Genomic DNA, 23169 nt, shown 5'->3' on the forward strand with positions numbered 1-23169 from the left:
CCCGACATTAGATATTGATAGAACAGTGGGGTCGTACCATTTAGCCCCGTAAATAGAACGAGCGGGAGTGCGAAAGTGTCATTGCTCAAAATATACTGGCGAGCCATGGAATATCTTGCGGTCGAGAAAGCCGCAACGATATCGATGTGCGTTGCGAGTGTCCTCGTTGCCCTTGTTACGCTGGCCGAGCCGATCCTGTTCGGTCAGGTCATTCAGGCTATCTCGGATAAGGGGGATATCATCTCCCCTCTATCGATGTGGGCCGCACTTGGCGTCTTCAACATCATCGCAGCCGTTTTCGTGGCGCGTGGTGCGGATAGGCTTGCGCATCGCCGCCGTCTCGGCGTGATGATCGACTCCTATGAGCGCCTGATCACCATGCCCCTCGCCTGGCATCAGAAGCGCGGCACGTCCAATGCCCTGCACACGCTGATCCGCGCAACGGACTCGCTCTTCACGCTCTGGCTTGAATTCATGCGTCAGCATCTGACCACGGTTGTGGCTCTGGCTACGCTTATTCCAGTCGCCATGAACATGGACATGCGCATGTCGCTCGTCCTAATCGTGCTCGGCGTGATCTATGTCATGATCGGTCAGCTGGTCATGCGCAAGACCAAGGACGGCCAGATGGCTGTCGAAAAGCACCATCACAAGCTGTTCGAGCATGTCAGCGATACGATCAGCAATGTTTCGGTCGTGCAGAGCTATAATCGCATTGCCTCTGAAACGCAGGCGCTGCGTGACTATGCGCGCAATCTGGAAAAGGCACAGTTTCCGGTTCTCAACTGGTGGGCACTCGCCAGTGGTTTGAACCGCATGGCTTCGACCTTCTCCATGGTGGTCGTGCTGGTTCTCGGCGCTTATTTCGTGACCAAAGGCCAGATGCGCGTTGGCGACGTGATTGCCTTTATCGGCTTCGCACAGCTGATGATCGGCCGTCTCGACCAGATCAGCGCCTTCATCAACCAGACCGTGACGGCACGCGCCAAGCTCGAAGAATTCTTCGAAATGGAAGACGCAACCGCCGATCGTCAGGAACCGCAGAATGTGGCCGATCTGGAGAACGTCAAGGGCGACATCGTTTTCGACAATGTTACGTTCGAGTTCCCGAATTCGGGTCAGGGCGTTTATGACGTGTCGTTCGAGGTAAAGCCCGGCCAGACGGTCGCCATCGTCGGTCCGACCGGTGCGGGTAAGACCACGCTGATCAATATTCTCCAGCGTGTGTTCGACCCGGCTGCTGGTCGCGTGCTGATCGACGGTGTCGATACGCGCACTGTCAGCCGTCGCTCGCTGCGTCATGCGATTGCCACCGTGTTTCAGGATGCTGGCCTCTTCAACCGTACCGTCGAGGAAAATATCCGTGTCGGTCGTGAAAACGCCTCGCATGAAGAAGTCCATGCCGCAGCCAAGGCTGCCGCAGCCCACGACTTCGTTCTTGCCAAGGCCAATGGTTACGACACAGTCGTCGGCGAACGCGGTTCACAGCTTTCGGGTGGTGAACGCCAGCGTCTGGCAATTGCCCGCGCGATCCTGAAGGATTCTCCGATCCTCGTGCTCGACGAAGCGACTAGCGCGCTCGACGTCGAGACCGAAGAAAAGGTGAAGCAGGCAGTGGACGATCTAAGCCAGAACCGCACGACCTTCATCATCGCGCACCGCCTGTCGACGGTTCGCTCGGCGGATCAGGTTTTGTTCATGGACAAGGGCCATCTGGTCGAACGCGGCAGCTTCGATGAACTCGCGGCCCGTGGCGGTCGTTTCTCCGACCTGCTCCGTGCCGGTGGCCTGGCTCTCGAAGACAAGCAGACCACCAAGAAGTCCGTTGAGGGCAGCGCTGAAGGCACCCCGGAAGGCAGCAATGTGATGCCCTTCCCGGCTCGCGCCTGATTGCGCACCACACGAAACAAAAAGCCCGGCAGAGTTGCCGGGCTTTTTCGTTTAGAGCGGGATTTCAAACCGGAGCCCGTCATAACCGGGCTCAACATTATCGGGCGTTTCACGCAGCACCGTCTCGTAGTCGAGCGGCACATGCATATGCGTGAGAATTGCCCGCTTGGGCGCAAATAGCTCAATCCATTCCAGCGCCTGCTCAAGCGAAAAATGGCTCGGATGCGGGCGATATTGCAAAGCGCCGAGGATCAGCACATCCGCATGTCGGACATAACGCAGGCTCTCATCCGGGAATGCGCTGACATCCGTGCAATAGACGACATTGCCGATGCGGAAGCCAAGCGACTCGATATCGCCATGGATCTGCCGGAATGGTTCGAACGATATTTCACCGCCTGCACCGTCGATGGTGAAGGGTGTTTCGGCTGCAATATCATGCATGCTCAGGATCGGCGGATAGCTTGAGCCCGCCGGTGTCTCGAAACAATAGCCGAAGGCGTCGTAAAGCCGGTTGCGCGTGAAGCGATTGGCATAGACGTCCATCAAGCGACGATTATCCACCACATAGGTGCGCAGATCGTCGATCCCGTGAATATGGTCGGCATGTGGATGGGTATAGACTGCCGCATCAAGCGAATGCACGCTGGCATTGATCATCTGCGTGCGGAAATCCGGCCCCGTATCGATCACCACTGTCGTATGGTGGCCGTTCGCATTGAAACGCTCCACCAGCAGGGACGTACGGGTACGACGGTTTTTCGGGTTTTCCGGATCGCAATTACCCCAATCGCCATTGATGCGCGGCACGCCGGGCGACGAACCGCAGCCCAGAACCGTGAAACGCAGGCAATTTCGGGGAAAAGTCACGCTCAAACTTCCTCTGAAGGCCGAGGCATCTTGGAGAACAGCCTGAATACGTTGTCGCTCGTGATACGGGCGATTTCGTCATTGCTCACGCCAATCGTATCGGCCAGCATGGCAGCGGTGTGCTGCACGAAAGACGGTTCGTTGCGCTTGCCGCGATGCGGCAGCGGAGCGAGAAACGGCGCATCCGTTTCCACCAGCAGGCGGTCACGCGGAACAATGGTGGCTATTTCACGAATTTCCGGCGAGTTCTTGAAAGTCAGAATGCCGGAAAAGGAAACATAGCCGCCAAGCTCAATGCCTTTTTCAGCCAATGCCCGTCCGGAAGAAAAGCAATGGAGAATGAAAGGGAAAGCGCCCTTGGCCGTTTCCTGTTCCAGAATTTCTGCCATATCATCGTCTGCACTGCGTGCATGGATGACAAGCGGCAGCTGCGTCCGGCGCGCGGCTTCGATGTGAACGAGAAACCCCTGACGCTGCGCTTCGGGCGGAGCGTAGTCGTAGTGATAATCGAGACCCGCCTCGCCTATGGCGACAACCTTCGGATGGTCCGCAAGGCGCACAAGATCGTCAGCCGTGATATCCAGTTCTTCATGCGCGTTGTTCGGATGAGTACCGACCGAGCAATAGACGGACTCATAGGCCTCCGCGATGGCGCGGATCGTATCGAATTTGCGAACGCGCGTGGAGATCGTCACCATGCGCTTGATCCCGGCATCGAGCGCGCGCTGCACAACAGCATCGCGCTCCGGCTCGAAATCGGCAAAGTCGAGGTGACAATGGCTATCGACAAGTATCATCGCACTCAGTTCTGCTCTTCTGTTTCCACATAGCGCGGGAAAACCGGCTGCGGGGCTGGCAGATCGGCACCGCCGACAAGCTGGCTTGCTGCCACGTCAGTGAACTGACGCTTGTCGGCAGGGACCGCCAGAATGTCGAGCAGCTTTTCTGCCGATTGCGGGATGAAAGGCTGCACCATGATGCCGACACGGCGAATGACTTCCGCCGTCACATAGAGCACGGTGCCCATACGCGCCGGATCGGTCTTGCGCAGCGCCCAAGGCTCCTGACCCGCGAAATAGCGGTTGGCTTCCGCGACAACGGCGAAGATCGCGCCAAGCGCCAGATGCAGCGCCTGATCGTCCATGGCTTTACGCGCGGTTTCCAGCGCCGCATCAGCCTGATCGAGAATGGCCTTGTCGGCATCCGAGAATTCGCCCGGCTGCGGAACCTTGCCTTCGCAATTCTTGGCGATCATCGACAGCGAACGCTGCGCCAGATTGCCGAGATCGTTGGCGAGATCGGCATTGGTGCGATTGACGATGGCGTCATGGCTGTAGCTGCCGTCCTGACCGAACGGCACTTCGCGCATCAGGAAGTAGCGCAGCTGGTCCAGACCGTAACGCTCGACCAGACCGAACGGATCGATGACGTTGCCGAGCGACTTCGACATCTTCTCGCCGCGGTTGAACAGGAAGCCGTGTGCAAACACGCGCTTTGGCAACGGAATACCTGCCGACATCAGGAATGCAGGCCAGTAGACCGCATGGAAACGCGAAATGTCCTTGCCGATGATATGCGCATCGGCTGGCCAATAAGCCCACTTGTCACTGGTCGTATCGGGATAGCCAAGCGCCGTGATGTAGTTGGTCAGCGCATCGACCCAGACATACATGACGTGCTTTTCGTCGCCCGGTACCGGAATACCCCAATCGAAAGTGGTGCGCGAAATCGACAGGTCCTTCAGACCGGACTTCACGAAGCTCACAATTTCATTGCGGCGTTCGGCAGGCATGATGAAGCCCGGATTCTTTTCATAAAGCTCGAGCAGCTTGTCCTGATATTGCGAAAGACGGAAGAAATAGCTTTCCTCCTCAACCCACTCAACAGGCGTGCCTTGTGGACCGTAGCGAACATTATCCGCACGGACTTCGGTTTCTTCCTCGCCATAATAGGCTTCGTCGCGAACCGAATACCAGCCCGCATAACCACCCTTGTAGATGTCGCCATTGGCAGCCATTGCCTGCCAGATGGCCTGACTGGCCTTGTAATGGCGCTCTTCGGAAGTGCGGATATAGTCGTCGTTCGAGCTGTTCAGAACCTCGGCCATGCGACGGAAAGCTTCAGTATTGCGGTCTGCAAGCTCGCGAGGCGTGATGCCTTCCTTGCGCGCGCTTTGCAGCATCTTGATACCATGCTCGTCCGTACCGGTCAGGAAATGCACATCCTTGCCGTTCAGGCGCTGAAAACGCGCCATCGCGTCGGTTGCAATCAGTTCATAAGCGTGACCGATATGCGGCTTGCCGTTAGGGTAAGCAATCGCGGTGGTGATATAGTATTTTTCGCGGCTCATTATGGACCCGGTCTTTCGATGTTTGAAAGCGCGCCTGACCGTTTGCGGGAACGATCACCAGACACACACAAGAGAAAATCGTCGGCTGTGACATAAACCATGTGAGCGGTCATGTCACGCCACAGTGCAGCAAGTTGGGCTTATCTGGAGCTACGACCCGGCACCGGTGTGAAAAGCGCGATGCGTCTTCTCCAGCAGGATCACAACCGCTTGCTTGCGATCAAGATTATAGGTTTCGGCATCGACGATCTCGCGACCGAGATCGCTCCAGAATCGTGACCACTGATCGGCCTCGCGCAATTGCCCTGCCTCGGCGCGCCTGCGCGCTTCAGCAGCGATGCGCTCCATCAGATGATCGCGGAAGAGTTGATACTGTATTTCAGCCTCGCGACCGGTCAGCACACTGGCCAGCGCCTGTGCCTTGGGCAAATCGAAAGCTGGCCGTTCCAGTATCCCATCGACCGTGTCGGAAATCTCGATGCCGCCGTGCGCCACAAGCAGAAGGGCCTTGCGCACGCTGCCTTCCGCGCGTTCCAGCAGCGTCGGCGTGACGCTTGCCGCATCAAGCCCGATATGCGCTCCCACATGGGACAGTGCATCCTTCATGGCCATTTCGTCCAGCGGGCGCAGCTGGATGCTCTGGCAGCGCGAGCGGATGGTCGGCAAAAGGCGACCGGATGAATGCGAAACCAGAACGAACAGCGCACGCGCTGGCGGTTCTTCCAGCGTTTTCAAAAGCGCATTGGCCGCATTGCGGTTCATGTCATCGGCAGGATCAACAATAACGATACGCCATGCATGATCGGAGGCGGTGCGTGTCAGAAAATGCGTGACCCGGCGGATTTCCTCGACCGTGATACCCGTGCGGAATTTGCCGGTCTTCTGATCGAATGGGCGATTGATATGCAACACCGCCGGGTGCATTCCACCCGCGATCTGCCGCCACAAGGGCCTCGCGAAATCCGGCGTGCCGATGTCTTCCGGCGCATTGGCCTGATCGCCATGGCTCAGCATGTGTCCTGCCAGATGAAAGCCCAGCGTCGCCTTGCCGATGCCCTGCTCGCCCTCAAGCAGCAACGCATGATGCATCCGGCCTTCGCGATAGGCCTGCGCCAGAAAGCGCGTCACCTCTCCGTGGCCGGTCAGATAATCGCTCGCGGACGGCTCCGGAATGCCTTCAATGGAATCATGCGCCTTGGGGACGTCGAGTTCGTCGATCACAACAGCCCCTTCTTCTTCAGGAGTTCCCTGGCCAGTGCGCCGATATCCTCGGCGATTTCTTCCTGCGGGCGATCTGCCGTAACAACCTTGCAGCGCTCAGGCTCCGCTTCCGCAATGGCCAGAAATGCCTGACGGCGCGCCTCATGCACGGCAATATCTTCCTTTTCAAAACGATCCGCAGTCTCGTTCCCGCGGCGTTTCCCTGCGCGAGAAAGCCCTTTTTCAGCGGGAATATCGAGAATGATCGTCATGTCGGGAACAGCACCATCGATTGCAATGCGTTCAATTGCTGCCATATAGGTCGCATCGAGATTACCGGTCACACCCTGATAGGCACGGCTGGAATCGATGAAGCGATCACACAGCACAACACGCCCCTCGGCAAGCGCCGGGCGGATCAGCTGATCGACATGATCGGCGCGGGCGGCTGCGAACAACATTGCCTCCATAGCCGGGCCATAGCTTTCGGCATTGCCGCTCAGGATGACGTGCCGCACAGCCTCGGCACCCGGCGAACCGCCGGGCTCACGCGTAATGACGGGATTAAATCCGTTTGCGCGCAAATATTTGGCCAGCAAGGCGATCTGCGTCGACTTGCCTGCACCTTCGCCGCCTTCGAATGTGATGAATAATCCTGACACTCTGGCTTCCGCATTACGTTCTGAAAAGATTCAATCGCTACAAGAGCTTGATTCAAGTTCATACCGGCCTTTGGCGGTCAGGTCGAGAATTTTGAGCACATCCCAAAAACTGTCTAAAGATATTTCCGCAGCCAGCCGGTCGAGAGTTCGACCGCGCTGCTCCAGGCTCGCTGGGCAAGAGAGCCTTCCTCGACAGATTGCGCTGCATATAACGGCACTTGCTGAACCATATTGCCGTTGAGGTCAAATTCCAGAAGACCGATCTTGCTGTCCGCTTCAACCGGCGCATGCAGCGGTCCCTCATAAATGAACCGCGCTTTTAGCTTATCCCGCCCCTCTTTTGGCAGCAGCAATTCGACATCATCTTTGACTTTCAGCGAAACGCTGGCCTGCGTGCCGCCGAAGACCTGCGCTTCACCGACAATATCGTTTGCCGAATAAAGACGCATATCATCAAACGACGTCATACCCCACTGAATGAGCTTTCTGGCTTCCTCTTCGCGTTCCTTAACGCTGGCAAGACCGCTCAATGCCAGAAACAGACGCCGCCCATTCTGCTGCGCCGATGCGACGAGAGCGTAGCCCGATGCTTCCGTATAACCGGTGCCCATGCCATCCGCACCAACGTCCAGCCGCAACAGCGGATTGCGGTTGCGCTGCGTGATGTTGTTCCAAGTAAAGGCTTCCTGCGAATAATATTTGTAGAAATCCGGGTGAGCCGAGTGAATATGGCGCGCAAGTTTGGCCAGATCATCCAGTGTGACCGACTGTCCGTTTGCTGGCAAACCAGTCGAATTCACAAACACCGAATTAGAAAGACCAAGCTCCCTGGCGCGCTGGTTCATCCGCTCTGCGAAACTTTGCTCGCTTCCAGCCAGTCCTTCAGCCAGAATGATCGCACCATCGTTAGCCGACTGAACAATTAGTCCCTGAAGAAGATCCGCGACGGTCGGTGACGACTTAATGCGGGCGAACATGGTCGATGTGCCCGATGGAGCGCCGCCGGTGCGCCATGCATTTTCACTGACCGTATAGGGGGTTTCAAGCGTCGTCTGGCCTTTTTCCAGCGCTTCAAACACCACTTCCGCCGTCATCAGCTTGGCGAGCGATGCAGGAGGGATTGGCGTTTCTGCACCTTTTGAGAGAAGCACAGTGCCGCTGCGATCATCGATCAGCAGGGCTTGCGGAGCCTTGACCACGAGTGAAGTCTCGACCGGTGCAGCGACAGACGCAACAGACGTCAGAACGGCAGCGATTCCCACCGTTCCAGCTGCTAAAACCCCAGCAATTCTCGAATGAAGCCCCATGGAAATCCTGTCACGACCGCACTGAACGCAAGCTTACGCAACGAATTCGACCAAAATCAATCCTTCAAACCGCATCACTCAAATATGATGCGATTGAACGGGTCTTCGTGCCTGAATCAAAAAGCAAAAAGACTTACGGCTTTAGAGCAGACACTCAGTCCATACGCACGACAAATGCGTTCGCTGCTCCAGCCTTCCAGGCGGCGCGCAGAAGAGCGTCGTTACCGCCTTTTTCCGCAACGGCGGTCAGTTCATAGAACTCGCCCTTTTCAGTCGGCACCTTGGTGCGGCTGATTTTAGCTGTTTTCGGAAGTGCGCGCTGCATCTTTTCAGCAGCTTCAAGCGTGTCGAACAGGCCCAGCTCGACATATTCGCCGTGCTCTTCCGCGTTGCGGCGCTTCCATGCACTGGAAATAGCGCTTGGCGTCAGGATGCTGCCATAGGTGCGCTCTTCGGTATAGGCGCTCGCGGCGATCCGGTCAGACGCATAACCTGCCAGTCCGTTGATATGACCGGCATTGGCCATACCAAAGCTGGAATTCGGCTTGCGCGACGGCGTCGGCACATTGGGCGGCAAAATCGGTGCGGGGCCGGAAGCGTCGCCATAAGCCGGATTGACCGAGAACGGCGATTCCTGCGGAACAGGCGCATAGCCTGGCATAGGCGCGCTTTGCGGCTCCATGGCAGGCATCGGAATGCGGGATTTCGGCGATGTGGGCGTCGGACCATTCATGGCCATCATTACGCCCGTTGCTGGCTGGCCGATCATGTCGCCGCCAGACGGACGGTAGGATGCCAACAGATAGGCGTCGTCGTTGCCTTCCAGAGGCGCGCGCCCGACATATTCGACCTTCACATTGGCGGTGCCGTGATGCTGGTAGTCGAGCATTTCCGCCGCCTTCTGCGACAGATCGATCACGCGGTTAAATTCGTAAGGACCGCGATCATTCACGCGAACAATGACGGAGCTGCCGGTGTCCATATTGGTCACGCGGGCATAGCTCGGCAGCGGCATGGTCGGATGCGCTGCGGTCAGATGCGCCATATCATAGACTTCGCCATTGGCGGTCAGACGGCCATGAAAGGCCTCGCCATACCAGGACGCACGGCCGACAGCCGTATAGTTCTTGTCTTCTTTCGGATAGTACCAGCGGCCCTTGACCTTGTAAGGCTGGCCTGTCTGATCGCGTCCGCCGCCGCGCGGCAAAGGCTTACCGGTGCCATAGGCAACACGGGGGCTGGCTTTCACGCCATATTTGGACTCGGCGAAATATTCCTTGGAGCGCTTGGGTTTAGGCTTGCCCTGTGGAGGCGTGGCGCAACCAGCAAGAGCAACGGCAATAGCCATGAAGGTCATCATGGCGACCGAGCCGCGTTTGTCACGCAACATCGCCGCCTTTTCGCTGACCGAAATTTTCAGCCCACGCTTCGAACTCATACGCCACACGCCCGTTACTCGACAGGCAGCCAAAAACGCTGGCTGCACTTTACATAAATCCAGTGATGTCACCGATTTATTGACGGATCATTAAAACTTTCAGAAAAGCTGTAATTTGAGTCGATACACGCACAAGATGATTAACAGTGCAGCGCGCCGCCTCCCTGAATTGTGGAACCAACCTGCCTCCCACAGAGTTGGAAACATACAACAAGGAGAACATCATGTTTCGAGCACTCATTCTGTGGCTTCTGGGCGTACCATTCATCCTCGTGCTGATTATCTGGTATTTTTTCTTCTAAAGGGGGAACATTCGAAGGAGTATCCCGTTTTAGAAGTGGCTCTCATGACCTCTGAGCCAGTCACCTAACGTCATGATTAGGCCCGCGCTTCATAGCTGCGGGCCCTTTTTTTGACTAACTTTCAGCGACTACGCGCCGATGGAGCCGGAATAAGGGCATTGATCGCCCGCCGATGCAGTTTGAAATGCGCTGGCGTCCAGGTGGAAAGTTCACCATCAGTATTGACCGCGCGCGGCTTCTTGGTGCGGATAATCACCTCTGTGGTGGGAAAAGCGCGCACATCATCCCATTTCGACTGTGTGCCTCGCCGCAAGCTTGGCAACAGCCGCAGCAAATGCCACCAGTGGTCGACTTCGAGGCTGTAGAAATCCAGCTTGCCGTCATCGATGGCAGCGTCCTTTTCAACGGCCATACCGCCACCGTAAAACTTGCCATTACCGACCGACACCTGCAGGGTTTTGATCTTTTCTGTGATGCCGTCATGTTCAAGATAGGCGGTAAACAGCTCTGAACGCATTAAAATGCGCGCTGCGACGATACCGTAGCCGAGCTTGCCCCATTTCTTTTTCGCGTCCGCGCTCAACTGCTGCGCAAGTTCGGCGCTAAACCCGATGCTCGCCACATTGAAATAGAGATGACCATTCACCTCGCCCAGATCGATGGGATGAGTTTCATAAGCCACGAGCTGACGTGCCGCCTCAACTGGATCGGCTGGGATGCTCACCGTGCGGGCAAAATCATTGGCTGTGCCAAGGGGCAAAATGGCAAGCGGCATGCCGGTCTCCATAAGCCCTTTTGCAGCCGCATTGAGTGAGCCGTCTCCGCCGCCAATGATGACCAGATCATGGTCCCGCTCGCGTGAGATGACATCCGAGATGGTTTCGCCCTCGCGAGGTTGATGCTCGAACAACTCCAATCCGCCGCGCTCAAGTTCCGTCCTCATCATGCCGCCAAACCCCTTCCCGTTACGGGCATTGGGGTTCACGATCAGCAATGCGCGACGCTTGGTTGTCTTCACCATGTAGTATCCGTCAATCGATTTCGCTCTTAGTCCGCACCTTGGAGAACCGCTGGGCGGGACTCATTATCGATCCGGTCCGGGACTCCGTGTTCTGCAAATGGCGACAGATTGACGGATATCAATATGCGACAGCGCTAATTCTCGCGCCCCGACAGCAGAGTTGAAGACGGTAACAGCGCGTGATCAAAAGCAAAGAGGCGGCACGAATGCCGCCTCTTCCACGAAGCTGTTCTTATTTGAAGCGCCTAGTATCAATGCATCGGCATCGGACCGACAAAATCGGCATGGTCATCGCCGTTCAGATTGCTCTGCCAGTCAACAATCACCTTCTGTCCAACCCTGACATTGGGATGTGTATTCGGGAAAAGTTCGAAACTCTGACCATTATCCAATGTCACGACCTGGCTCGCGCGATCATAGGCCTTCAGTTTTCCGATGGTGAAATCTTCTGCGTGTGCCGCAAAGGCAAAAAGCGAAACACCTGCTGCGACAGCAGCCATAAGATGGTAACGCATACTAGTCTTCCTCCAGACAGCGCAATCGAATTGCACTCCTCCGACGGTCCGTCAACTCGCAGATTTCTTCGATGATCCTATCTCCGAAGAACATCAATACCTGTCGGGCCGGGCCGTACTTATAAATAAGACCAAATATTCTTATTTTCATGGCGCTTTCGATCAATAAGGATCACGGTCAATCACAGCTTTGCGACTGAGGGACAACTTTCTTCATGATGGATAGCCTTGCCGTGATCTTACAGATTGACGGGCTCGGCAAGAGAACATAGCTTGTTTCCCAGAGTGCAAAACTCTTCGATCTGATTGAGCCAGAATAGGCTTCAAGATATTGAAATATCTTGCAGATTGCGGGTATGATGTAATGGTAGCCTGTCAGCTTCCCAAGCTGAACGCGCGGGTTCGATTCCCGCTACCCGCTCCAGTTTTTGCCGCCACTCAAAACCAATTGCTGTCTTAACTTTGCCTGACCATCGGGGCTGACATATTTCGCGTCACACCCAATTTCTTTGTAGTATAATTATATATTATATTTCTAATAATAAACATTATAAAATTAAACCCAATTATTTGCGATGCAACCATTCCTCAACTCAATATATAATTTGACATTATTTAAGAACGAGATGGTTCATGCAAAAATTTTCCATTCTGGTTTCTGTTGTAACCAGAAATCGCCCTGCGATGCTGGGTACACTTTTAGAGTCATTGAAAAGCGTCATCGTACCAGAACAGGCCGCTCTGCATTTTCTGGTCGTGGAGAACAACACGCGCAGAACGCTGGATGAACGGGTTGCTCGCTTTGAAGCGCATATGCCGCAGCACGTTGTCCAGTATCAGCTGGAACAGCGGATCGGCATTTCGCATTCCCGCAATTGCGCGCTCAACCATGCCATCAGAAATGATCATGATTTTCTGGTCTTCATTGACGATGACGAGATTCCTGAAGCTGACTGGCTGGTTGAGTTATTTGCGGAGCAGCAGCGCGAAAAGCTGGATATTGTCGGCTCGCCGGTGCGCCCAATGCCCATAGATGGCAAATTGAACAGCTGGCAGAAATTCGTCTGGTCCGGACTGGATCGGCTCGCCAGCCGTTCAGAGCGCAAATCACGCCTGAAATGGGAAGGCGGCATGGCTGATGGCATCAAGGTTGCCACCGGGAGCTGGATGGGCAGGCTCGATTTTTTCCGCGAGACGGGCCTCAAATTCGATTCCTATTTCGGCCTGACAGGCGGCGAGGACTGGCATTTATGGGCGAAGGCGAAAACGCTCGGCGCGCGAACGGGTTGGGCGCCAGATGCGATCGTCTACGAAACCGTGCCGCTTTGCCGGTTGACGCTTTCCTATCATTTCCGCCGCAATCGCGATCACAACACGACGGAGTTCATTTCATCCTATAAGAAGAACCCGTCGCGAGCGCTTGGAAAACTGCCTTCCTTGCTGGCAAGCCGCAGCTGGAAATTGCTGGTGTCCATATTGTCTATCCCCCTGAAAGGAGCACCTGCAGTACTTGCATCCGCAACGGCGCTTGGCGGCCTTGTCGGATTACTGCGTGGCTGTGCAGGCAAGCAATCCCTGCATTACGCCAAGACGACCGGACATTGAGCCACTAAGCACTGCAAACAAAAAAGCCCCGCATAACGGGGCTTTTTCGTACATGAATTTGTAACGACAATCAGTACCAGCCGACAGCGACCTGCGCTTCTTCGGACATGCGGTCTGCAGTCCATGGCGGATCGAATGTCATCGAAACTTCGACCATGGAAACGCCTTCAACCGCGCCGACAGCGTTTTCCACCCAGCCCGGCATCTCGCCAGCAACCGGGCAGCCGGGAGCTGTCAGGGTCATTTCGATCTTCACGGTACGGTCGTCTTCGATATCGATCTTGTAGACGAGGCCGAGTTCGTAGATATCAGCCGGAATCTCTGGATCATAAACAGTCTTCAGCGCCGCAATGATGTCGTCCGTCATGCGCAGGAGTTCCTCCTGCGGAATGGCGGAGGCAGAAAATACAGAGCCGCCCTCGGCTTTCGCCGTTTCATCGGCAGGCTTGGTTTCAGCCTGATCCTGAACTTTTTGTTCCATCTCGGTCATCCGAAAAACTTCCTCGCCTTTTCCAAGGCTTCCGCCAATGCATCCACTTCAGCGCGGGTATTGTACATGGCAAAGGATGCACGGCATGTAGAGGTGACGCCAAAGCGTTTCAAGAGGGGTTGCGCGCAATGCGTGCCCGCACGCACAGCGACCCCGGCCCTGTCGATCACCATCGACACATCATGCGCATGGATGCCTTCCAGCGCAAACGAGATGATCGCTCCCTTATCCGGCGCATGACCGAAAATACGGAGCGAATTGATCTTGCCCAGCTGTTCGTGGGCGTAATCGCGCAAATCTTCCTCATGGGCGAGAATGGCGTGACGGCCAATCTTTTCCATATATTCAAGTGCTGCGCCAAGGCCGATCGCCTGAACGATAGGCGGTGTGCCAGCCTCAAACCGGTGCGGCGGATGATTGTAAGTCACGTTATCTTCCGTGACTTCCTCGATCATTTCGCCGCCGCCCTGGAAGGGACGCATCTTTTCCAGCATCTCGGCGCGTCCGTAAAGAACACCGATACCGGACGGACCATAGACCTTGTGGCCGGTGAAAACATACCAGTCACAACCCAGATCCTGCACGTCGACCGGCAGATGCACTGCGCCCTGACTGCCATCGACCAGCACCGGAATGCCGCGCGCATGGGCAAGTTCAACGATCTTCTTGATCGGCGTCACGGTGCCGAGCGCATTCGACATATGCGTGATGGCGACCAGCTTGGTGCGATCCGTCAGACGCTTCTCGAATTCCTCGATGTGGAAGATGCCTTCATCGTCCACCGGAGCGAAAACCAGCTTCGCGCCCTGACGTTCACGAATGAAATGCCATGGCACGATATTGGAGTGGTGCTCCATGATCGAGACCAGAATCTCGTCGCCCTCGCCGATATGCGGCATGCCATAGCCATAAGCGACCGTATTGATCGCTTCAGTAGCGTTCTTGGTGAAGACGATTTCATCGACTGAGCCAGCATTCAGAAAACGCCGAACGCTTTCGCGCGACTTTTCATAGGCATCGGTTGCGGCATTCGACAGGAAATGCAGACCGCGATGAACATTCGCATATTCATTGGAATAGGCATGCGTCACGGCGTCAATGACGCTCTGCGGCTTCTGCGCCGAAGCGCCATTGTCGAGATAGACAAGCGGTTTGCCGTGTACTTCGCGCGACAGGATCGGGAAATCCCGGCGGATGGCTTCCACGTCATAGGCCGCAACAAGCGGATTCTTCTGGTCCATGATCGTACCTTTTGCCGTTCGGCAGGAAAAGACAGCGCGCACATCTGCGCGCTGTCTCATTCAATCAGGCCCGATTTACTCAGGCCCGATTTACTCAGGCATGAATGGCGAGCCAGTTGGACAGCACTGCTTCCAGTGCGTCAACCAGCGTTTCGTCTTCCAGCTCTTCGATGATCTCGGCGATGAACGCCTTGATCAGCAGGCCACGCGCCTCGTTTTCCGGAACACCCCGGGCCATCAGATAGAACAGATAGTCCTTGGAAAGCTCGGCAACCGTTGCACCGTGACCGCAGGCCACGTCATCCGCAAAGATTTCGAGTTCCGGCTTGGCATCGAACTCGCCCTCATCCGAAAGCAAGAGCGTGTTGCAGGCCATGCGGGCATCGGTCTTCTGGGCGATCTGCGCAACGCGGATCATGCCCTGGAAAACGCCGCGCGCACGGTCCTTGACCACATTGCGGATGATCTGGGTCGAACGGGTGTTCTCCACCAGATGACCGACCGTCATGGTAATGTCGGTATGCGTGTCGTCGGCCAGAAGATTGAGGCCGCGAAGCTCGAAGTCGGAATCTTCACCCGTCACATTGACGTGCACTTCCTGACGAACCAGCTTGCCGCCCGCATTGACGATGTAGAGCGTGAGCTTGGAGCCCTTGCCGATCGTCGCATTGAACTGCGAAAGCTGCGTCGCCTGGCCGAAATCGCGCAGGATGACCCAGAGGACTTCTGCACCATCACCAACCGAAACATGGCTCACCGACGTCGAGAAAGCATCGCTTTCGCCGCCGTTCTGGCGTTCGATGATCGTTGCCTTGACATCGGAACCGATGCGAACCGGAAAGCGCGTATGGCCCTGCCCGGTCTTCTGGATGTTCTGGATTTCGAGAGGCGATTCCAGCTCGGTGCCGTCGGCAATCGAGATCATCCAGCCATCGCTGACATAAGCAGCGTTGATCTGGCCGATTGTATCGTCGGTGCCACGCGTCTTGAGCTGGAGGGCCAACGAGCCATCGGCCAACGCTTCACGAACCGGCGTCAGCGAAACGCCTTCAAGTGCCTTGGCGTCAAGCGCAACGCCATTGCTGGCGGCCAGAATGGTGGAACCGGCAAGCAATGCCGAAAGCGGCTGCGAACCCGCAGAGCTGTCGAATGCCGCAACGCCCTTCAAAAGCGTGCGGAAATCCGTGTAATGCCAGCTTTCAACGCGACGGGACGGCAGCCCGTTGGTCTTGAGCAGTTCAAGCGCCGTATCGCGTGCTACAACGACATCGCCATTACCGGACAAATTGCCGATAAGATCGCCAAAGCTGTCAATCAGCGCGCTTTCAGCAGGCGTCCTCGGCTTTGCGGTCTGAGTGGTCTGGATATTCATAATCCAATCCTCCTCAGGCTGCTTCGCCGATTACTTCGGCATAACCGTTTTCTTCCAGATGCAGTGCGAGGCTCTTGTCGCCAGACTTGATGACCTGGCCCTTGTAAAGCACGTGCACGCTATCGGGAACGATGTATTCGAGCAGACGCTGATAGTGGGTGATGACGATCACGGCGCGATCAGGCGAACGCAGCGCATTGACGCCTTCCGAAACGATCTTCAGCGCATCGATGTCGAGGCCGGAGTCGGTTTCGTCGAGCACGCAGAGGCTTGGCTCCAGAAGCTGCATCTGAAGAATTTCAGCGCGCTTCTTTTCGCCGCCCGAGAAGCCGACATTGAGCGGGCGCTTGAGCATGTTCATGTCGATGTTGAGGCCGCCGGCGACGTCCTTCACGCGCTTGATGAATTCCGGAATCTTCAGTTCCGGTTCACCGCGCGCCTTGCGCTGGCTGTTCATCGCAACCTTCAGGAATTCCATCGTGGCAACGCCCGGTATTTCCATCGGATATTGGAAAGCGAGGAAAATGCCCTTGGCGGCGCGTTCTGCCGGGTCGAGTTCGAGGATCGACTCGCCGTTATAGAGAATGTCGCCTTCGGTCACTTCGTAGTCGTCGCGACCAGCGAGGATGTAGGACAGCGTGGACTTGCCCGAACCGTTCGGACCCATGATCGCAGCCACTTCACCCTTGTTCACGGTGAGGTTCAGGCCACGGATGATCTCGGTATCCGTGTCGGCGATCTTTGCATGGAGGTTCTTGATCTCAAGCATGAATGTAAACCTTGTTCTAATGCCAGGAAAAGGCTGGCCAGAAAATCTGATGCGAGAAGGGAGGAATGCGTCGGTTAACCGACGCTGCCCTCAAGCGAGATGCCGATAAGCTTCTGAGCTTCGACGGCGAACTCCATCGGCAGTTCCTGAATGACTTCCTTCACGAAGCCATTGACGATGAGAGCGATTGCCTCCTCTTCCGGAATGCCGCGCTGCATCACGTAGAACAGCTGGTCTTCGGAAATCTTGGAGGTGGTTGCCTCGTGCTCGAACTGCGCCGTAGCGTTCTTTGCTTCGATGTACGGCACCGTATGCGCGCCGCAATCGTTGCCGATCAGAAGCGAGTCGCACTGGGTGAAGTTGCGGGCATTCTCAGCCTTGCGATGGGCCGAAACCTGTCCGCGATAGGTGTTGTTCGACTTGCCAGCCGAAATACCCTTGGAAATGATGCGGCTCGACGTGTTCTTGCCGAGATGGATCATCTTGGTGCCCGAGTCGATCTGCTGATAACCGTTCGACACGGCAATCGAGTAGAACTCGCCGCGCGAATTGTCGCCGCGCAGAATGCAGGACGGGTATTTCCAGGTGATGGCGGAACCGGTCTCAACCTGTGTCCAGGAGATCTTGGAATTGTCGCCACGGCAATCGCCACGCTTGGTTACGAAGTTGTAGATGCCGCCCTTGCCACTGCTATCGCCCGGATACCAGTTCTGGACCGTCGAATACTTGATTTCGGCGTTTTCCATCGCAACCAGTTCAACCACGGCGGCGTGCAGCTGGTTTTCATCGCGCTGCGGCGCGGTGCAACCTTCCAGATAGGAAACATAGGCGCCTTCATCAGCGATGATGAGAGTGCGTTCGAACTGACCCGTATTCTTCTCGTTGATACGGAAATAGGTCGACAGTTCCATCGGGCAGCGAACGCCCTTCGGAACATAGACGAACGATCCATCCGTGAAGACAGCCGAATTCAGCGTCGCATAATAGTTGTCCGACACCGGAACGACCGAAGCCAGATATTTCTGGACCAGCTCCGGATGCTCGCGGATCGCTTCCGAAATCGAGCAGAAGATCACGCCCGCCTTGGACAGTTCTTCCTTGAAGGTGGTCACAACCGAAACACTGTCGAACACGGCATCGACGGCCACGCGGCCGGATGCATAGACATTGTCGGAAGGATTGCCGTCAATTTCGCTCGGATCGCCCTGCTTGCGGACACCAGCAAGAATTTCCTGCTCGCGCAGCGGAATGCCAAGCTTTTCGTAGGTTTTCAGAAGTTCCGGATCGACTTCGTCCAGCGACTTCGGGCCGCTCTGGTTCTTCGGGGCCGCGTAATAATAGGCGTCCTGGAAATCGATCTTCGGATAGTCGACACGCGCCCAGCTTGGCTCTTCCATGGTGAGCCAGCGCTCATAGGCCTTCAGGCGCCATTCCAGCATCCATTCCGGCTCGTTCTTCTTAGCGGAGATGAAGCGAATGATGTCTTCGTTCAGGCCCTTGGGAGCCTTCTCTGCTTCGATCGTCGTTTCGAAGCCGTACTTGTACTGATCCACGTCAAGGCCGCGGACCTGATCAATGGTCTCCTGCACTGCAGGCATTGGCGTTCTCCATCCTCGTCGGGGTCAAGGCCCGACAGTTGCAAACGTCAAGGTGATATGTCTTGAACAATACCGCCTCAATATAGTGTGCGTGGCCCTTCTTTAAAACCTCTCTAAACTGAATTTCAAGCGCCGGTTTCAAATTTGCCCCTAAAAATGCCGATTAAAATGATCAACTTATTGAAACAGTCCGATGAAACGTATCGCAGGAAAAGCCAATACCGGCTTTGAAGCGTTGATTTTCCTTCGAAAACTCCGGCGTTCAAGCCGAGCAAAGGAATCATCGCGCTCTTGCCGTCTGCGGGCTTGCTCATATGTAGTTCAGCATGGAAGGAAAACCATGATGAGCACCAGTGATCTGCAGGACTATGTGAAATTCCTCGAGCAGCAGGTGAATGACGAGGGCAAAACCATCGAACAGCTGAAGTTCTTTCAGAACGCCCACGACAAGTTCAATATTTCAAATGCCAGTGCTTCCTCCGATATCGCAGACGATATTGCCAAGCGGGAAGAGTTCAAAACCCGCTATGAAGGCTATATCGCAGCTGCGAAGAAGAAACTTGGCCTCGATTTTTAGGTCGAGGCTTTTCTGGTGTGGCGTTCGACGATTGTGCGCAGGACCGCGAGAAACGCGTCGACCGAATCCGCACAGACATCTGGTTCCAGCGAAACACGGATCGCGCCGGGACCATCCTCGTGGCCCATGGCGGCCAGCACGTGGCTAGGGCCGACCTTGCCTGACGAACAGGCTGAACCCGCGGAAAGCGCTATTCCGCCAAGATCAAAGGCAATCTGAACCGTTTCCGCTTTCTGGCCATCGAGCGAGAAGAATGTCGTATTGGGCAAACGGCTGACCGACTTGCCGTGAATGACAGCGCCCGGTGCAATTTCTGCAATGCCCGCTTCCAGACTGTCCCGCATATTGGAAGACCAGCCACCAGCATCGAGCCGCTTTTTTGCTACGGCAGCAGCAGCGCCAAAGCCCGCAATCAGCGGCAAAGCCTCTGTGCCCGCACGGTGCCCTTTCTCCTGCCCGCCGCCACGCACCAGCGCGCGCGGCATCATAAGGTCGGAAACGGCGATAACTGCGCCGACACCCTTCGGGCCGCCGATCTTATGGGACGAAACAATGAGATAATCGCCGCAATTGTCTGAAATATCGAGCGGAATACGCCCTGCGGCCTGAACAGCGTCCACGACATAGATGCCCCCCGCAGCCTTCACGATAGCAGCAATTTTCGCCACGGGCTGAATGACGCCGGTTTCGTTATTCGCGGCCTGCACGGCGACCAGCGGCAAGCCTTTGCTCTTGTCATGGGCAGCGAGCGTTTCCGTCAGCACATCCAGCCGTAGAATGCCGTTTTCATCGACAGGCAATGTGGTGATATTCTCCGCCGCAAACTGGCCGCCAGCGGTCATGCAAGGATGTTCGGTCGCACTGACATAAAGATGCGAAAGACGCACCGTCGAGCGGCCCATCATGTAATTCGGCGTCAAAAGCGTGGATGCAGCTTCGGTTGCGCCAGAGGTAAAGAAGACATGTTCGGGTTTAGCATTGACCAGCGATGCAACGTTGCGGCGGGCCGCTTCAACCAGCGCACGCGCAGCACGGCCCTCACGATGCACGGAGGACGGATTGCCCGTAATGCCCAAAGCCTCGATAACCGCATCCCGCGCTTCATCGAGCAAAGGCGCACTGGCATTATAGTCCAGATACAGCCTCTTGCCGCTCACGTTCACCGTCCCTATCTCCTAAATAACGTCAAGAATGGGCTTCGAGCGCAATTTCCTTGAATTTTCAATCCGGAAAAGCCTATTAAGCCATTCTACGTGCTGAACTTCAGGTTCAGCCTGTCAAAATTTCAAATCGGTTCTAGAAGCGGCGTCCCCCAACGTCAAGTTCGCAGCTTCCGGTCCGGTCTTCCCGTTACAAGCGGAGTACACATGCCAGAAGTCATTTTTAACGGACCTGCCGGACGCCTCGAAGGCCGCTATCAGCCTTCCAAGGAAAAGAATGCGCCCATCGCGCTCATCCTGCACCCGCATCCGCAGTTCGGCGGCACGATGAACAACAAGATCGTCTACGATCTGTTCTATATGTTCCAGCAGCGCGGTTTTACGACACTGCGCTTCAACTTCCGCGGCATCGGTCGCAGCCAAGGCGAATTCGATCATGGCGCAGGCGAATTGTCTGATGCGGCGAGCGCGCTCGACTGGGTGCAAGCCCTGCATCCGGATTCCAAGAATTGTTGGGTTGCCGGTTATTCCTTCGGGTCCTGGATCGGCATGCAGCTTCTGATGCGCCGTCCAGAGATCGAAGGCTTCATCTCCGTCGCGCCGCAGCCGAACACCTATGACTTCTCGTTCCTCGCGCCCTGCCCTTCGTCTGGTCTCATCATCCATGGTGATCAGGACAAGGTTGCACCGCCCAAGGACGTGCAGGCGCTGGTGGACAAGCTCAAGACCCAGAAGGGCATCACCATTACGCAGAACACGATTGAAGGCGCCAACCACTTCTTTGCAGGCCATGGCGACCAGCTGATCGAAGAATGCTCGGAATATCTCGACCGCCGCCTGATGGGCGAACTGGTCGAAGCGCGTCCAAAGCGACTGCGCTAAGCAACGCTTCGGCCTCAGTCGCAAACCAGATTTATCTGGTCTTATCCGGCGGATCGCTCCGCCGGATTTTTTGTGCATAGTGTTTTCGTCAGGTCGATTCGTTTCTCAGCAGGTGCGCCATGCCGGTCTATGCCCTTCTCGCAATTGCCATCTGCTCCGAAGTCATCGGCACATTGAGCCTCAAGGCCTCGGACGGCTTTACCCGCCTTGGCCCATCTGTCGTGGTGATCATCGCCTACGGACTTGCCTTTTATTTCTTGTCTCTGACCTTGAAGACCATTCCCGTCGGCATCGCCTATGCCGTCTGGTCGGGGATCGGCGTCACGCTGGTCGCGCTGATTGGCTGGCTTGTCTTCGGCCAGAAGCTCGACTTTGCCGCCGTGGCCGGCATGGGCTTGATCATCGCCGGTGTCATCGTGCTCAATCTGTTTTCAGGCACCGCACAGCACTGAACAGTCGAAGCTGTTGACGAAACCTGCGCAAATTACGTGTTTCCCCAGTCCTTGGGGAGTTTCCTTGTTTTTGGCGGTTGATTGGTGCTAAAGGCCAACTTATCACTTTGTTGTAAGCAGCCGCTTACTCCAGTTTCAACTTCGCCTTATCAGTCAGGAAAAAGGAATGTCCGGTTTCAAATCCGATTTTCTTCGCACGCTTTCCGAGCGTGGCTTCATTCATCAAATCTCTGATGAAAGCGGCCTCGACGAATTGTTGGCCAAGGAAACCGTGACGGCTTATATCGGCTTCGACCCGACGGCACCAAGTCTGCACGCGGGCGGCCTTATCCAGATCATGATGCTGCATTGGTTCCAGCAGACCGGCCACAGGCCTGTCGCCCTGATGGGCGGCGGCACGGGCATGGTTGGCGATCCGTCCTTCAAGGACGAAGCACGCAAGCTGATGACCGAAGATACGATTGCCGAGAATATTGCCGGCATCAAGCGCGTCTTCGCGAACTACCTCACCTTTGGTGATGGCGCTACCGACGCGCTGATGGTCAACAATGCCGACTGGCTGCGCAACATCAATTACCTCGAATTCCTGCGCGACGTGGGCCGTCACTTCTCGGTCAATCGCATGCTGTCCTTCGATTCGGTGAAGACGCGTCTCGACCGTGAGCAGTCGTTGTCCTTCCTCGAATTCAACTACATGATCCTGCAGGCTTATGATTTTGTCGAGCTGAGCAAGCGCCACGATATCCGTCTGCAGATGGGCGGCTCCGATCAGTGGGGCAATATCATCAACGGTATCGACCTCGGCCACCGCATGGGGACACCGCAGCTCTATGCCTTGACCTCCCCGCTGCTCACCACCGCTTCCGGCCAGAAGATGGGCAAGTCGCTGGGCGGCGCCATCTGGCTCAATGCGGAAATGCTAAGCGCCTATGACTTCTGGCAATACTGGCGCAACACCGAAGATGCCGACGTCGAGCGCTTCCTGAAGCTCTACACGACGCTTCCGATGGATGAGATCGCCAAGCTGGCGGCGCTCGAAGGCTCCGAGATCAACGAAGCGAAGAAGATCCTCGCGACTGAGATAACGGCTATTCTGCATGGCCGCGACGCAGCTGAGGAATCCGCCGAAACCGCCCGCAAGACCTTTGAAGACGGCGAACTGTCTGAAAATCTTCCGACGGTCGGCGTCCATAAGGCCACGCTCAACAGCGGCATCGGCATTCTGGCGCTGATGGTTCTGGCAGAACTCTGCACGACGAATGGTGAAGCACGTCGTCACGTCGAAGGTGGAGCTGTGCGCATCAATGACGAACCGGTTACCGATCCGCGCATGATGATCGATGCCGGTGCATTGAACGATCAGGGCGTCATCAAGCTCTCGCTCGGCAAGAAGCGCCACGTGCTTATCCGCCCGGCCTGATCTGCCAATCAGTATGAATTGAAATGAAGAAGCCGGGCTTAGTGCCCG

General features: G+C 56.0%; 21 protein-coding genes and 1 tRNA gene. 7 read left to right on the top strand and 15 right to left on the bottom strand.

Going from position 1 to position 23169, the window contains the following annotated elements; genetic code table 11:
• Positions 1-75 precede the first annotated feature (75 nt).
• Positions 76-1890: a glucan ABC transporter ATP-binding protein/ permease gene (locus ACTJKP_RS13455; protein ID WP_440631019.1), complete on the top strand. Its 1815-nt coding sequence runs from the start codon at positions 76-78 to the stop codon at positions 1888-1890.
• A gap of 51 nt (positions 1891-1941) precedes the next feature.
• On the opposite strand, the gene ACTJKP_RS13460 is transcribed toward ACTJKP_RS13455, so the two are convergent.
• From ACTJKP_RS13460 to ACTJKP_RS13500, 9 genes are all read right to left on the bottom strand, one after another.
• On the bottom strand, positions 1942-2760 hold the full coding sequence (locus tag ACTJKP_RS13460) for an MBL fold metallo-hydrolase (protein WP_440631020.1): 819 nt from the start codon (positions 2758-2760) through the stop codon (positions 1942-1944).
• 2 nt (positions 2761-2762) lie between these two features.
• Positions 2763-3557, bottom strand: coding sequence for a TatD family hydrolase (locus ACTJKP_RS13465; protein WP_440631021.1), 795 nt, complete (start codon positions 3555-3557; stop codon positions 2763-2765).
• A 5-nt stretch (positions 3558-3562) separates the two neighbouring features.
• Positions 3563-5110 (bottom strand): methionine--tRNA ligase, encoded by a 1548-nt coding sequence (gene metG / locus ACTJKP_RS13470; protein WP_078338541.1) that lies wholly within the window; start codon positions 5108-5110, stop codon positions 3563-3565.
• A gap of 150 nt (positions 5111-5260) precedes the next feature.
• Complete coding sequence (locus ACTJKP_RS13475; protein WP_440631022.1) at positions 5261-6331, bottom strand: DNA polymerase III subunit delta'; 1071 nt, start codon at positions 6329-6331, stop codon at positions 5261-5263.
• Complete coding sequence (gene tmk, locus ACTJKP_RS13480) at positions 6328-6972, bottom strand: dTMP kinase (protein ID WP_440631023.1); 645 nt, start codon at positions 6970-6972, stop codon at positions 6328-6330. The genes ACTJKP_RS13475 and tmk overlap by 4 nt, the downstream gene beginning before the upstream one ends.
• 113 nt (positions 6973-7085) lie before the next feature.
• The gene (locus tag ACTJKP_RS13485; protein ID WP_440631024.1) at positions 7086-8279 is read right to left on the bottom strand and encodes a D-alanyl-D-alanine carboxypeptidase family protein; all 1194 of its coding nucleotides are present in this window, start codon (positions 8277-8279) and stop codon (positions 7086-7088) included.
• Between the two features lie 154 nt (positions 8280-8433).
• Positions 8434-9717, bottom strand: coding sequence for a septal ring lytic transglycosylase RlpA family protein (locus ACTJKP_RS13490; protein WP_440631025.1), 1284 nt, complete (start codon positions 9715-9717; stop codon positions 8434-8436).
• A gap of 423 nt (positions 9718-10140) precedes the next feature.
• Positions 10141-11040 carry a lipid kinase gene (locus ACTJKP_RS13495; protein ID WP_440631026.1) on the bottom strand — a complete coding sequence of 300 codons (900 nt, stop codon included), beginning with the start codon at positions 11038-11040 and terminating at the stop codon, positions 10141-10143.
• Positions 11041-11291: 251 nt separating this feature from the next.
• Positions 11292-11555 (bottom strand): hypothetical protein, encoded by a 264-nt coding sequence (locus ACTJKP_RS13500; protein WP_078338535.1) that lies wholly within the window; start codon positions 11553-11555, stop codon positions 11292-11294.
• Between the two features lie 350 nt (positions 11556-11905).
• Here ACTJKP_RS13500 and ACTJKP_RS13505 point away from each other — a divergent pair.
• A tRNA-Gly gene (locus tag ACTJKP_RS13505) sits at positions 11906-11979 on the top strand.
• A 209-nt stretch (positions 11980-12188) separates the two neighbouring features.
• Positions 12189-13160 (top strand): glycosyltransferase family 2 protein, encoded by a 972-nt coding sequence (locus tag ACTJKP_RS13510; protein ID WP_440631027.1) that lies wholly within the window; start codon positions 12189-12191, stop codon positions 13158-13160.
• Positions 13161-13230: 70 nt separating this feature from the next.
• On the opposite strand, the gene ACTJKP_RS13515 is transcribed toward ACTJKP_RS13510, so the two are convergent.
• The 5 genes from ACTJKP_RS13515 to sufB form a co-directional block, all read right to left on the bottom strand.
• On the bottom strand, positions 13231-13650 hold the full coding sequence (locus ACTJKP_RS13515; RefSeq protein ID WP_078338533.1) for an SUF system Fe-S cluster assembly protein: 420 nt from the start codon (positions 13648-13650) through the stop codon (positions 13231-13233).
• Complete coding sequence (locus tag ACTJKP_RS13520) at positions 13647-14891, bottom strand: cysteine desulfurase (RefSeq protein ID WP_078338651.1); 1245 nt, start codon at positions 14889-14891, stop codon at positions 13647-13649. The genes ACTJKP_RS13515 and ACTJKP_RS13520 overlap by 4 nt, the downstream gene beginning before the upstream one ends.
• A gap of 94 nt (positions 14892-14985) precedes the next feature.
• The gene (sufD, locus tag ACTJKP_RS13525; protein ID WP_440631028.1) at positions 14986-16263 is read right to left on the bottom strand and encodes a Fe-S cluster assembly protein SufD; all 1278 of its coding nucleotides are present in this window, start codon (positions 16261-16263) and stop codon (positions 14986-14988) included.
• Positions 16264-16276: 13 nt separating this feature from the next.
• On the bottom strand, positions 16277-17032 hold the full coding sequence (gene sufC / locus ACTJKP_RS13530) for a Fe-S cluster assembly ATPase SufC (RefSeq protein WP_078338532.1): 756 nt from the start codon (positions 17030-17032) through the stop codon (positions 16277-16279).
• A 74-nt stretch (positions 17033-17106) separates the two neighbouring features.
• The gene (gene sufB / locus ACTJKP_RS13535; RefSeq protein WP_078338531.1) at positions 17107-18630 is read right to left on the bottom strand and encodes a Fe-S cluster assembly protein SufB; all 1524 of its coding nucleotides are present in this window, start codon (positions 18628-18630) and stop codon (positions 17107-17109) included.
• A gap of 193 nt (positions 18631-18823) precedes the next feature.
• Here sufB and ACTJKP_RS13540 point away from each other — a divergent pair, with 193 nt between their 5' ends.
• Entirely contained in the window at positions 18824-19207 is a 384-nt protein-coding gene (locus tag ACTJKP_RS13540) for a hypothetical protein (RefSeq protein WP_440631029.1), read from the top strand.
• Here the strand turns inward: ACTJKP_RS13540 and ACTJKP_RS13545 are convergent.
• The gene (locus tag ACTJKP_RS13545) at positions 19204-20370 is read right to left on the bottom strand and encodes a cysteine desulfurase family protein (RefSeq protein ID WP_440631030.1); all 1167 of its coding nucleotides are present in this window, start codon (positions 20368-20370) and stop codon (positions 19204-19206) included. The two genes, ACTJKP_RS13540 and ACTJKP_RS13545, sit on opposite strands and share 4 nt — an antisense overlap.
• Positions 20371-20574: 204 nt before the next feature.
• Here ACTJKP_RS13545 and ACTJKP_RS13550 point away from each other — a divergent pair, with 204 nt between their 5' ends.
• The 3 genes from ACTJKP_RS13550 (at position 20575) to tyrS (ending at position 23121) form a co-directional block, all read left to right on the top strand.
• Complete coding sequence (locus ACTJKP_RS13550; protein WP_078338528.1) at positions 20575-21249, top strand: alpha/beta hydrolase; 675 nt, start codon at positions 20575-20577, stop codon at positions 21247-21249.
• 119 nt (positions 21250-21368) lie between these two features.
• Complete coding sequence (locus ACTJKP_RS13555) at positions 21369-21701, top strand: DMT family transporter (protein WP_182520483.1); 333 nt, start codon at positions 21369-21371, stop codon at positions 21699-21701.
• Positions 21702-21867: 166 nt separating this feature from the next.
• Complete coding sequence (gene tyrS / locus ACTJKP_RS13560; RefSeq protein WP_138785018.1) at positions 21868-23121, top strand: tyrosine--tRNA ligase; 1254 nt, start codon at positions 21868-21870, stop codon at positions 23119-23121.
• Positions 23122-23169 lie beyond the last annotated feature (48 nt).

Origin of the sequence: Brucella sp. 22210 (assembly GCF_052045675.1) — a bacterium.
In the GTDB taxonomy this organism is placed as follows: Bacteria; Pseudomonadota; Alphaproteobacteria; order Rhizobiales; family Rhizobiaceae; genus Brucella.

Excerpts from the sequence above, each read along its gene's own strand:
- ACTJKP_RS13495 (WP_440631026.1), bottom strand. The coding sequence starts at position 11,040 with ATGGTGAAGACAACCAAGCGTCGCGCATTGCTGATCGTGAACCCCAAT.
- ACTJKP_RS13510 (WP_440631027.1), top strand. The coding sequence starts at position 12,189 with ATGCAAAAATTTTCCATTCTGGTTTCTGTTGTAACCAGAAATCGCCCT.
- ACTJKP_RS13540 (WP_440631029.1), top strand. The coding sequence starts at position 18,824 with ATGAAACGTATCGCAGGAAAAGCCAATACCGGCTTTGAAGCGTTGATT.
- sufD (WP_440631028.1), bottom strand. The coding sequence starts at position 16,263 with ATGAATATCCAGACCACTCAGACCGCAAAGCCGAGGACGCCTGCTGAA.
- ACTJKP_RS13555 (WP_182520483.1), top strand. The coding sequence starts at position 21,369 with ATGCCGGTCTATGCCCTTCTCGCAATTGCCATCTGCTCCGAAGTCATC.
- ACTJKP_RS13550 (WP_078338528.1), top strand. The coding sequence starts at position 20,575 with ATGCCAGAAGTCATTTTTAACGGACCTGCCGGACGCCTCGAAGGCCGC.
- sufB (WP_078338531.1), bottom strand. The coding sequence starts at position 18,630 with ATGCCTGCAGTGCAGGAGACCATTGATCAGGTCCGCGGCCTTGACGTG.
- ACTJKP_RS13520 (WP_078338651.1), bottom strand. The coding sequence starts at position 14,891 with ATGGACCAGAAGAATCCGCTTGTTGCGGCCTATGACGTGGAAGCCATC.
- ACTJKP_RS13485 (WP_440631024.1), bottom strand. The coding sequence starts at position 8,279 with ATGGGGCTTCATTCGAGAATTGCTGGGGTTTTAGCAGCTGGAACGGTG.
- metG (WP_078338541.1), bottom strand. The coding sequence starts at position 5,110 with ATGAGCCGCGAAAAATACTATATCACCACCGCGATTGCTTACCCTAAC.
- ACTJKP_RS13490 (WP_440631025.1), bottom strand. The coding sequence starts at position 9,717 with ATGAGTTCGAAGCGTGGGCTGAAAATTTCGGTCAGCGAAAAGGCGGCG.
- sufC (WP_078338532.1), bottom strand. The coding sequence starts at position 17,032 with ATGCTTGAGATCAAGAACCTCCATGCAAAGATCGCCGACACGGATACC.
- ACTJKP_RS13515 (WP_078338533.1), bottom strand. The coding sequence starts at position 13,650 with ATGACCGAGATGGAACAAAAAGTTCAGGATCAGGCTGAAACCAAGCCT.
- tyrS (WP_138785018.1), top strand. The coding sequence starts at position 21,868 with ATGTCCGGTTTCAAATCCGATTTTCTTCGCACGCTTTCCGAGCGTGGC.
- ACTJKP_RS13500 (WP_078338535.1), bottom strand. The coding sequence starts at position 11,555 with ATGCGTTACCATCTTATGGCTGCTGTCGCAGCAGGTGTTTCGCTTTTT.
- ACTJKP_RS13465 (WP_440631021.1), bottom strand. The coding sequence starts at position 3,557 with ATGATACTTGTCGATAGCCATTGTCACCTCGACTTTGCCGATTTCGAG.